Here is a 9,864-nt window from a genome sequence, read left to right on the forward strand (position 1 = left end):
GATCTGCGAAGTGCCCTGCAGCGTGCCCTCGATGGGCGACGACGCCGCCGCGGTCTGCGTCGGCTCCCCCTCGCCGTCCGGAGTCGCCTCGCCCGGCGTCGACGCTGAGCCGACGGGAGACGTGCCGCCCGGTGCGACGGGAGAGACCGGCCGTATGAAAGGGGACATGACCGCCGCGCCCGTCAGCATCGGCGCCGTGACCTCGTGCCGCGCGGTCACGGGCTCGGGCTGCTGGACGCGGGGCCCCCGCGCCGTCACGCCGGGCAGCAGCGGCCCGGACGCCTGTGTCGGCGCGACCGGCGCCGCCAGGACGCCGGGACGCGGTCCCTGCGCGGACAACGGGCCACTGCCGCGGCGGCGCACGGAGTCGGGAGCCGTCGTGGCCCCCGAGCCCTGCGAACGCATCGGCGAGGCGTTGCTGTTGTTGCCCGAGTTGTTGCCGCCGGCGCTGTTGCTGCCCGAGCTGTTGCTGCTGCCCGAGCCCGCGCGCGGCTCACCGGGGTCGGCGGGGATGCCCGTCGTGACGCCGCCAAGGGCGATCGCGGCCAGCGACACCGCGCCAGCGGCGGCGAAGGCGAACCGCCTCCCGCGCCACATCGACCGCTCGGCCTCCTGACGACCGACGTCGTGCCGGCCCACGTCGTGCCGGTCGACGTCATGGATGCGGAAACCGCGCCCCGAGCCGGGCAGCACCGCGGCATGGGCGCCCGACGGCGCATAACCGAAGGTCTCCGGCCGCACGCCGAAGACGCCGGTCGGGGGCAGCCCTGACTCGGTGTCCGACGTGGCGAAGCCGCCGCTGCCAGGGGGTTTGGGCCCGGAGGGAGGCTCGCTGCCACCGCCGGGAAGACCCTGGAGGCGGGCGAGGAAGCTCTCGGACGGAGGCGGCGGCGCTGCCTCGGCGAAGACACTCTTGAGCCGCCGCTGGGCGTCGGCCTCGGTCTTGCACTTCGGACAGGTGGCGAGATGCGCGAGGACGCGCTCGCGCGCGTCATGGCCCAGCTCGCCGTCCACCAGGGCTGCGAGCCGGTCCCCCAGATGCTGCTCGGCCAGCCGCCGCTCAACAGGATTCGACCGTGATCCACTCACGCGGTCGCGCCCCCTCCTCCCGGCGCCACGGCTCCTGCGAGCGAGCGACGCTCGGCGCGGGCCTCGGGCGACCGGTGCTGAAGGGCCTTGCGCAGCTGCGAACGGCCACGGTGGATACGGCTGCGGACCGTGCCCAGCTTGACGCCCAGGGTCGCGGCGATCTCCTCGTACGAGAGGCCTTCGATGTCGCACAGGACCACTGCCGCGCGGAACTCGGGAGCCAGGGTGTCGAGCGCCTGCTGCACGTCCGCGTCGAAATGCGTGTCGTTGAAGACCTGCTGCGGCGACGGCTCGCGGCTGGGGAGGCGCTCCGCCGCGTCGTCCCCGAGGGCGTCGAAGCGGATGCGCTGCTTGCGGCGCACCATGTCCAGGAAGAGGTTCGTGGTGATGCGGTGCAGCCAGCCCTCGAACGTGCCGGGGGTGTAGGTCGACAGGGACCGGAAGACACGGACGAAGACCTCTTGGGTGAGGTCCTCGGCGTCGTGCTGATTGCCGGTCAGGCGGTATGCCAGGCGATAGACCCGTCCGCTGTGCGTGCTGACGATCTCCTCCCAGGTGGGCGGAGTCCACGCCTGCGATTCCGCATCAGCGGCAAAGGTCGCGGTCTGAGCGGAACTGGCTGCGTGGAAACGGTCAGCGGTGTCGGTCACGGATTTCGGCTCACCCGCCAATCCGAGAAAGCGCCTCAGCACTCCTCCCCGATCGCCGGACGCAGCCGCACCTCCCCTGTCGGCTCTGGTGGTGTCCAGTGGAGCCCCTACCATAACCACCTCGCCCGTTAGCTCCGGATAAGCGTTTTTACTGGAATTTGGTACGGGCTTCCTGCCAGGTGTCCTGCCTGGCCGAAGGGCCCGCCGCCAGTCTTGATCCATTCGTTACCCCCGGCGTCCGCTCACCCCTACTAAACGCCCGGTCCCATCTGCGGGTTCCCGCCCCTTACGGATACAGTCACGGCCAGGCACCCGCGGGGACAGGAGAGGGCCATTACCGGCAACCGGCAGACGAGCTGGGCGTTCGCCGACGCCTTTGTCGCCGAGGACGAAGCAGCGCGCTGGGCCCGCGACCGGGCCAGGGACGCGGGGCTGCCCTCGGTGTCTCCCGGTACCGGTGCCGCACTGCGCCTGCTGGCCGCCACGGCGGACGCCAAAGCCGTCGCCGAGATCGGGACGGGCACGGGCGTGTCCGGGCTCCACCTCCTGCACGGAATGCGGCCCGACGGCGTCCTGACCACCGTCGACCCCGAGCCCGACCGCCAGCAGTTCGCCAGGGAGGCCTTCCGCGCCGCCGGGTTCGCGGGCAACCGCGCGCGGTTCATCCCCGGCCGCGCACTGGACGTACTGCCGCGCCTCGCGGACGGCGGCTACGACCTCGTGTTCTGTGACGGCGACCGCACGGAGTACCTCGACTACCTCGCTGAATCGTTGCGCCTGCTGCGGCCCGGCGGGCTCGTCTGCTTCGAGGGCGCCTTCTCCGACGGCCGGACCGTGGACTCCGGGCCGCAGCCCGCCGAGGTGCTGCGCATCCGCGAGCTGCTGCGCGCGGTGCGGGAGAGCCAGGACCTGATGCCGGCGCTGCTCCCGGTGGGCGACGGCTTGCTCTGCGCCGTCAAGCGCTGAGCGCGCCGCGGGCCGAGCGGTTCTTCCCCGCGGGCGCCTCCGCGACCCCGGACACAGCCCGGACACAGCACTGCCCCGGCAGTCTCACGACGATGCCGGGGCAGTGAAAAAGTATGGGCGCTTCCGCGTCAGCTGACGACCTTCTTCAGGGCGTCGCCGAGTGCATCGGCCTCGTCCGGAGTCAGTTCGACGACAAGTCGTCCGCCGCCTTCGAGCGGAACGCGCATGATGATGCCCCGCCCCTCCTTGGTCACCTCGAGCGGGCCGTCGCCCGTCCGCGGCTTCATGGCCGCCATGCTCGTTCCCCTTCCTGAAACCAGCTCATCGCAGCCGACAACCCAGGTGTCACCGGCATCGAACACATTGCTTCCAGGCCATTATCCCGCATGGCAGGACCCGATGACCAACATCGGTCCGCATCGCTTGCGCAACGCGCGCCCGCAAAACCACTCAATTCGGCGATGTGCCTGCGATACTGCGCCGCCTCTCAGGCCTCCCGGGCCGGGAATTCTTTGACGCAGGTCACATATCTCCCCTCATGTCGGAGCCCGATGATCTCCGTCATGCTGTGCTCGGACAAAGATGACCGCCGCAGGACCACTGGAGGGGATTCACCATGGCCGACGCCGTGCTCTACGAGGTGAGCGACGGGCTCGCGACCATCACGCTGAACCGCCCCGAGGCGATGAACGCGATGAACACCGAGGCCAAGGTCGCGCTGCGCGAGGCGGTGCAGTCGGCCGCGTCGGACCCCGCGGTCCGTGCCGTACTGCTCACCGCGACCGGCCGGGCCTTCTGCGTGGGGCAGGACCTCAAGGAACACGTCGGCACGCTCATGGCGGACCGCGAGGCGGGCACCGGACAGACGATGAGCACGGTGCGGGAGCACTACAACCCCGTGCTGCGAGCCCTCACCGGGATGGCCAAGCCGGTCGTCGCGGGCGTCAACGGCGTCGCGGCCGGTGCGGGCCTCGGCTTCGCGCTCGCCGCCGACTACCGCATCGTCGCGGACACCGCGCGCTTCAACACCTCCTTCGCCGGGGTCGCGCTGACCGCCGACTCGGGCGTCTCCTGGACCCTGCCGCGCCTGATCGGGCCCGGCCGCGCCGCCGACCTGCTGCTCTTCCCGCGCAACATCGGCGCACAGGAGGCGTACGACCTGGGCATCGCCAACAGGGTCGTCCCCGAGGCCGACTTGGCCGCCGAGGCCAAGGAGCTGGCCCGCACCCTCGCCGAGGGCCCGACCCTCGCGTACGGCGCCCTCAAGGAGTCGCTCGCCTACGGGGCGGGCCACACCCTGGAGGAGACCCTGGAGAAGGAGGACGAGCTCCAGACGAAGGCGGGCGCCTCCGAGGACCACGCGATCGCCGTCCAGGCGTTCCTGGACAAGGCGAAGCCGAAGTACCTGGGCCGCTGAGGCCTTAGGAGCGGCCCGCGGGGACGCGGATGACGCAGTCCTCCAGGTGGTCGTTCACCAGGCCGCAGGCCTGCATCAGGGCGTACGCCGTGGTGGGGCCGACGAACCGGATGCCGCGCTTCTTGAGCTCCTTGGACAGGGCCGTGGACTCGGGCGTGATCGCCGGTACGTCGGCCAGGGCGCCCGGAGCCTTGCGGGAGGCGGGGTCCGGGGCGTACGACCAGATCAGCTCGTCCAGTTCGCCCTCGGCCCAGTCGGCGAGCACGCGCGCGTTGGCGAGGGTGGCGTCGACCTTGGCGCGGTTGCGGATGATGCCGGGGTCGGCGAGGAGCCGCTCGCGGTCCGCGTCCGTGAACCGGGCGACCTCGTCGATCTTGAAGCCGGCGAAGGCGGTACGGAAGCCCTCGCGGCGGCGCAGGATCGTGATCCAGGAGAGGCCCGACTGGAAGGCCTCCAGGCACAGCCGCTCGTACAGGGCGTCGTCCCCGTGGACCGGGCGGCCCCACTCCTCGTCGTGGTACGCCACGTAGTCCTCGGTCGAGAGGCCCCAGGGGCAGCGCAGTCTGCCGTCCGGGCCCGCCAGCGCGTCGCCGCTCACCGGTCGTTCTCCTCTTCGACGGCATCCTTCGGGGAGTTCTTCGGGAAGTTCTCCGGGGAGCTCTCCGGGGTGGCCCGGTCCTCTTGGTCCTCGGTCAGCGACGCCGGGGCGTGCGTCTTGAGGAGGCCGGGGCCGCCGACCGCGGTGGCCTGGGCGCCGGCGAGGGCCGCCTCGAGCTCCGCGATGTGGGCGTCACGCTCGGCCAGTTCAGCGGCGAGGCGGCCGAGGGCGTCGTCCACGTCCGCCATGCGATAGCCCCGCAGGGTCAGCGGGAAGCGCAGCTCTTCCACGTCCGCGCGGCGCAGGGCGCGGTCCGGGGGCAGCGGATCGGTGAACCGCTCGGCCGCCACGTCGGGCAGCACGGCGCGCTCACCGCCGCCGACCACGGCCAGCGTCACCGCGCCGACCACCACGACGAGGGCGATGACCAGGAACAAGAACAAGACCATCTCTACAGGCCCTCACGCTCGACTGCCGTGCTCAAACTGTCAGGGTCTGATCGTGCCATGAGCCTGTGACAGTTAAGGTCGCAGGCGGCCGAAGGACGGCACCGAACGAGGAGGCTCACAGGGGATGCTCAGGCTTGGCAGGCGTGAATTCGACGCGCACGAGCCGGTGATCATGGCGATCGTGAACCGGACCCCTGACTCCTTCTACGACCAGGGCGCCACGTTCCGCGACGAGCCCGCGCTCGCCCGTGTCGAGCAGGCGGTGGCAGAGGGCGCCGCCATCATCGACATCGGCGGTGTCAAGGCCGGTCCCGGTGAGGAAGTCACGGCCGAGGAGGAGGCGCGGCGGACGGTCGGCTTCGTCGCCGATGTGCGCAAGCGTTTCCCGGACGTCGTGATCAGCGTCGACACCTGGCGGCACGAGGTCGGCGAGGCGGTCTGCGAGGCGGGCGCCGATCTGCTGAACGACGCGTGGGGCGGTGTCGACCCCCGGCTCGCGGAGGTCGCCGCGCGCTACGGCGTGGGCCTGGTGTGCACGCACGCCGGTGGCGCAGAGCCGCGGACCCGCCCGCACCGGGTGACGTACGACGACGTCATGGACGACATCCTCTCGGTCACCGTCGGTCTTGCCGAACGCGCGGTCGCGCTCGGGGTGCCGCGCGAGTCCGTGATGATCGACCCCGGCCACGACTTCGGCAAGAACACGCGGCACTCCCTGGAGGCGACGCGGCGGCTCGGGGAGATGGTCGCGACCGGGTGGCCCGTCCTCGTGTCGCTGTCCAACAAGGACTTCGTCGGGGAGACGCTCGACAAGCCGGTCAAGGAGCGCGTGGTGGGCACGCTGGCCACGACCGCGGTGTCGGCGTGGCTGGGGGCGCAGGTGTACCGGGTGCACGAGGTCGCGGAGACGCGCCAGGTGGTCGACATGGTCGCGACCATCGCCGGGCACCGGGACCCGGCCGTGGCGCGGCGGGGACTGGCGTAGGGCCGGTGACGACCGCCGGGCGGGCGCAGCAGAAGCCCGCCCGGCAAAAGCCCCCTGGGTAAAAGCCCTCCAGGCAAAAGCCGCCTAGCGGCCGACTTCCTTGGTGACCAGGGCGACCGCTTCGTCCACGTCGTCCGTGACGTGGAAGAGGTGCAGGTCGTGCTCCGAGGCCTTGCCGCCCGCGATCACCGTGTCGCGGAGCCAGTCGACGAGGCCGCCCCAGTACTGCGACCCGAAGAGGACGATCGGGAAGCGGGTCACCTTGCGGGTCTGGACGAGGGTGAGGGCCTCGAAGAGCTCGTCCAGGGTGCCGAGGCCGCCGGGCAGGACCACGAAGCCCTGGGCGTACTTCACGAACATGGTCTTCCGCACGAAGAAGTAGCGGAAGTTCACGCCGATGTCGACGTGTTCGTTGAGGCCCTGCTCGAAGGGCAGCTCGATGCCGAGGCCCACGGAGACGCCCTTGGCCTCCCGCGCCCCCTTGTTGGCCGCCTCCATGGCGCCGGGGCCGCCCCCGGTGATCACGGCGAAGCCCGCGTCGACCAGCGCCTTGCCGATGCGGATGCCCGCTTCGTATTCGGGCGAGCCGACCGGTGTGCGTGCCGAGCCGAAGACGCTGATGGCGCTGGGGAGTTCCGCGAGTGCGCCGAAGCCCTCCACGAACTCGGACTGGATGCGCATGACCCGCCAGGGGTCGGTGTGCACCCACTCCGACTCGCCCTCCGCGTCGGTGTCGAGGAGCCGCTGGTCGGTGGTGCCCGGCGTGATCTGCTCCCGCCGCCGCACCACGGGCCCCAAGTGCTGCTCGTCCCGCGGGCCCTGCCCTTCTGGACTTCCCATGAACATCCCCTTCCGCTGAGGTCTTGCTCGACGTGCCACTTCAGCGTAGGTCTACGGGTGTTACATGCGGCGCACCCTCAACAGAACTCAGGATGTCAGCCAGGCGCTCAGCCGCTTCTCCGCCTCCGGGATCAGCGACGCCTGCACGCGCTCGTCGACCTTGTGGGCGAGCAGCGGGTTGCCAGGGCTGTAGTTCACGGCGGGCACGCCGAGCGCGCTGAAGCGCGAGACGTCCGTCCAGCCGAACTTGGGCTTGGCCTCGCCGCCGACCGCCGCCATGAAGGCCGCGGCGGCGGGGTGGTCAAGGCCGGGGCGGGCGGCGCCCGTGTGGTCGTCGACGATGAACTCGTCGATCTCGCAGTCGGCGAAGTAGTCGCGCACGAAGGCCTCCGCCTCCTCCTCGCTGCGGTCCGGCGCGTAGCGGAAGTTCACGACGACCGTGCACTCGTCGGGGATGACGTTGGTGGCGACGCCGCCCTCGACGCGTACGGCGTTGAGGCCCTCGTGGAAGCGCAGGCCGTCGACGACCGGCGTGCGCGGTTCGTACGCGGCGAGCTTCGCCAGGATCGGCGCGGCCTTGTGGACGGCGTTCGAGCCCATCCACGCGCGCGCGGAGTGCGCGCGCGTGCCCTTCGTCTTCAGGAAGACCCGCAGCGTGCCCTGGCAGCCGCCCTCGACCTGGTTGTCCGTCGGCTCCAGGAGGATCGCGAAGTCGCCCGCGAGCCAGTCGGGGTGGGCCTCTGCCACATGGCCCAGGCCGTTGAGGTGGGCGGCGACCTCTTCGTTGTCGTAGAAGACGAAGGTGAGGTCGCGGTTGGGCTCGGTCACGGTCTGCGCGATGCGCAGCTGGACGGCGACGCCCGACTTCATGTCGCAGGTTCCGCAGCCCCACAGGACGCCGTCCTCGTCCAGGCGCGAGGGCACGTTGTCCGCGATCGGGACGGTGTCGATGTGCCCGGCGAGGATCACGCGCTCGGCCCGGCCCAGGTTCGTGCGCGCCACGACGTTGTTGCCGTGCCGGTCGACCGTGAGGTGCGGCAGGCGGCGCAGGGCCGTCTCGATGGCGTCCGCGAGTGCTTTCTCCTCGCCGCTCGGCGACGGGAAGTCGACCAGCTGGGCGGTGAGCGCGGCGGCGTCGAGCGTGAGGTCCAGCGACGCGTCGTGTGAGGTCTGAGCCATGGCTTCGACCCTAACGCCACTGGCCGCACCGCCGTGTCGGTGGCCTCCAGTACCTTGGTCGCGTGCCTGAGCAGCCCCCCACCCTCTTCCGGCGCGGCCGCCTCCCGCGCACCGGGGCCGCCGTCGCGGTCCTTCTCGCGCTCGTGGCTTATGTGGCCGTGCAGTACGTCTTCGGGGGCAAGGCCGATCCGCGCTGCAAGGTCGTCTCGGGCAACGGCGACGGGGCGTCGTACACATTCGGCGCGGACCAGGCGGAGAACGCGGCGACGGTCACCGCCGTGGGCACGGCGCGCGGCATGCCGGAGCGGGCCATCACGATCGCTCTGGCGACGGCCCTCCAGGAGTCGGGCCTGCGCAACATCAGACATGGCGACCGGGACTCGCTCGGCCTCTTCCAGCAGCGCCCCACGCAGGGCTGGGGGAACGCGCGGCAGATCATGGACCCGGCGTACTCGGCGGCGCGTTTCTACGCCCATCTCGAAGACGTCCCCGGCTATTCACGCCTCCCCCTGACCGTCGCCGCCCAGCGCGTGCAGCGCAGCGGCTTCCCCCAGGCGTACGCGAAGCACGAGCCGGACGCCGCGCTGCTCGCCGCCGCGCTGACCGGCCGCTCCCCCGCCACCCTCACCTGCGAGGGCCGCACGGCCGACGAGCCGGGCGACCCGGCGAAGGTGCGGGCGGCCCTGATCCGCGACTTCGGCCGCGACGTCGCGCCGGTGAGCGGCCCCGGCGGCACGGTCACCGTGCCGGTGGACGCCGCGGCGGGCGGCACGGAGGGCGGGGCCGGGCAGCGGGGCTGGGAGCTCGCGCACTGGGCGGTGGCCAGGGCGTTCGCGCTCGGCATCGAGCGCGTCTCGTACGGCGGCCGGGAGTGGAGCACCGCCGACGCGGGCAAGGAATGGCGCAAGCAGGGCAAGGCGGGCGAAAAGAGCGCCGGCGGGCAGCGCGCCGGCGCCGGAAACGGCACGGACCAGGTCCGAATTGTCGTTGGTCATTAGTGCGGCGCATCACCCGATAGAGCCACGCTGATCACTCAGGGGCGACCTGCCGCCCGGGTTTTCGCGTACTCCACCCCGTACATGCCAAAGCCCTTGCGAACACAGGGCATTGACGATTCAGCAGACCCTCGCGCGGCAAGTCTTTTGCCCGTTTTTATCCACAGCAGATTATGCGATGCATTGCCAATTCTTTACGTTCGCTCACCGCAACCTTCGAGGGCTTCGAGCGGTAGTCACTGCGTCTGAGCGCCGGACACCATCCGGCCCGGGCACACCAACGTTCTCTCCCGTCTGAAGGAGCATCATGTCCCTCCCCCTGACCCGCCGGATCGCCCGCGCCGCGCTGCTCATCGCAGCGGGGGCGGCTCCCGTGGTCGGTGCGGCCGGCTCCGCAAGCGCCGCCGAGCTTCCCGCCAGCCCCGACCTCGGTGGTGTGAGCTCGCTTGACACCGCAGGTCTGGGCAACACCGTCGACGGCGCATCGCGCAGCGCCACCGGTCTCGCGGGTGAGACCGGCAGCAAGGCCGTGAAGAAGGGCGTCCCGGCCGCGGGCAAGGTCGTCGGCACCGGCGCCAAGACCACGACCCCCGTGGCGCAGAAGGCCGCGGGCGACCTCGCGGGCAACGCCGGTGACGCGGTCGGCGAGACCACGGAGACGGCCACCAAGGGCGGCCTGCCCACCGACACCGTCGG

12 protein-coding genes are annotated in these 9,864 nt (G+C 71.4%); 5 read left to right on the top strand and 7 right to left on the bottom strand.

Annotation, left to right across the window (positions count from 1 at the left end):
- Together ACQKIP_RS30000 and sigE are read right to left on the bottom strand one after the other, a co-directional pair.
- A partial coding sequence (locus tag ACQKIP_RS30000; RefSeq protein ID WP_427744672.1) for a zf-HC2 domain-containing protein occupies window positions 1–1,089 on the bottom strand: 1,089 nt, incomplete at its 3' end.
- Window positions 1,086–1,853, bottom strand: a complete 768-nt coding sequence (gene sigE / locus ACQKIP_RS30005) for an RNA polymerase sigma factor SigE (protein ID WP_361181732.1) — start codon at window positions 1,851–1,853, stop codon at window positions 1,086–1,088. The genes sigE and ACQKIP_RS30000, both read right to left, overlap by 4 nt.
- Before the next feature lie 153 nt (window positions 1,854–2,006).
- Here sigE and ACQKIP_RS30010 point away from each other — a divergent pair, with 153 nt between their 5' ends.
- Window positions 2,007–2,705: an O-methyltransferase gene (locus tag ACQKIP_RS30010; RefSeq protein WP_365861941.1), complete on the top strand. Its 699-nt coding sequence runs from the start codon at window positions 2,007–2,009 to the stop codon at window positions 2,703–2,705.
- A 128-nt stretch (window positions 2,706–2,833) separates the two neighbouring features.
- Here the strand turns inward: ACQKIP_RS30010 and ACQKIP_RS30015 are convergent, their stop codons facing one another.
- The gene (locus ACQKIP_RS30015) at window positions 2,834–3,001 is read right to left on the bottom strand and encodes a DUF3117 domain-containing protein (RefSeq protein ID WP_361181733.1); all 168 of its coding nucleotides are present in this window, start codon (window positions 2,999–3,001) and stop codon (window positions 2,834–2,836) included.
- A 320-nt stretch (window positions 3,002–3,321) separates the two neighbouring features.
- Here ACQKIP_RS30015 and ACQKIP_RS30020 point away from each other — a divergent pair, with 320 nt between their 5' ends.
- On the top strand, window positions 3,322–4,122 hold the full coding sequence (locus ACQKIP_RS30020) for an enoyl-CoA hydratase/isomerase family protein (RefSeq protein ID WP_365861886.1): 801 nt from the start codon (window positions 3,322–3,324) through the stop codon (window positions 4,120–4,122).
- A gap of 4 nt (window positions 4,123–4,126) precedes the next feature.
- Here ACQKIP_RS30020 and ACQKIP_RS30025 read toward each other — a convergent pair whose 3' ends face one another.
- Both ACQKIP_RS30025 and ACQKIP_RS30030 read right to left on the bottom strand, forming a co-directional pair.
- Window positions 4,127–4,720 (bottom strand): DNA-3-methyladenine glycosylase I, encoded by a 594-nt coding sequence (locus ACQKIP_RS30025; RefSeq protein WP_365861884.1) that lies wholly within the window; start codon window positions 4,718–4,720, stop codon window positions 4,127–4,129.
- Window positions 4,717–5,169 carry a DivIVA domain-containing protein gene (locus tag ACQKIP_RS30030; RefSeq protein WP_365861883.1) on the bottom strand — a complete coding sequence of 151 codons (453 nt, stop codon included), beginning with the start codon at window positions 5,167–5,169 and terminating at the stop codon, window positions 4,717–4,719. The genes ACQKIP_RS30025 and ACQKIP_RS30030 overlap by 4 nt, the downstream gene beginning before the upstream one ends.
- A 124-nt stretch (window positions 5,170–5,293) precedes the next feature.
- On the opposite strand from ACQKIP_RS30030, the gene folP reads away from it, so the two are divergent.
- Window positions 5,294–6,154 (top strand): dihydropteroate synthase, encoded by an 861-nt coding sequence (folP, locus tag ACQKIP_RS30035; protein WP_365861881.1) that lies wholly within the window; start codon window positions 5,294–5,296, stop codon window positions 6,152–6,154.
- An 84-nt stretch (window positions 6,155–6,238) separates the two neighbouring features.
- On the opposite strand, the gene ACQKIP_RS30040 is transcribed toward folP, so the two are convergent.
- Together ACQKIP_RS30040 and dapE are read right to left on the bottom strand one after the other, a co-directional pair.
- Window positions 6,239–6,994 carry a TIGR00730 family Rossman fold protein gene (locus ACQKIP_RS30040; RefSeq protein ID WP_365861880.1) on the bottom strand — a complete coding sequence of 252 codons (756 nt, stop codon included), beginning with the start codon at window positions 6,992–6,994 and terminating at the stop codon, window positions 6,239–6,241.
- An 87-nt stretch (window positions 6,995–7,081) separates the two neighbouring features.
- On the bottom strand, window positions 7,082–8,173 hold the full coding sequence (dapE, locus tag ACQKIP_RS30045) for a succinyl-diaminopimelate desuccinylase (protein WP_365861878.1): 1,092 nt from the start codon (window positions 8,171–8,173) through the stop codon (window positions 7,082–7,084).
- A gap of 62 nt (window positions 8,174–8,235) precedes the next feature.
- Here dapE and ACQKIP_RS30050 point away from each other — a divergent pair, with 62 nt between their 5' ends.
- A complete protein-coding gene (locus ACQKIP_RS30050) occupies window positions 8,236–9,171 on the top strand; it encodes a heavy metal transporter (RefSeq protein ID WP_365861877.1) in 936 nt (311 codons plus the stop codon).
- A gap of 304 nt (window positions 9,172–9,475) precedes the next feature.
- A partial coding sequence (locus ACQKIP_RS30055; RefSeq protein WP_427744676.1) for an ATP-binding protein occupies window positions 9,476–9,864 on the top strand: 389 nt, incomplete at its 3' end.

Origin of the sequence: Streptomyces sp. NPDC059900, from assembly GCF_050270335.1 — a bacterium.
In the GTDB taxonomy this organism is placed as follows: Bacteria; Actinomycetota; Actinomycetes; order Streptomycetales; family Streptomycetaceae; genus Streptomyces.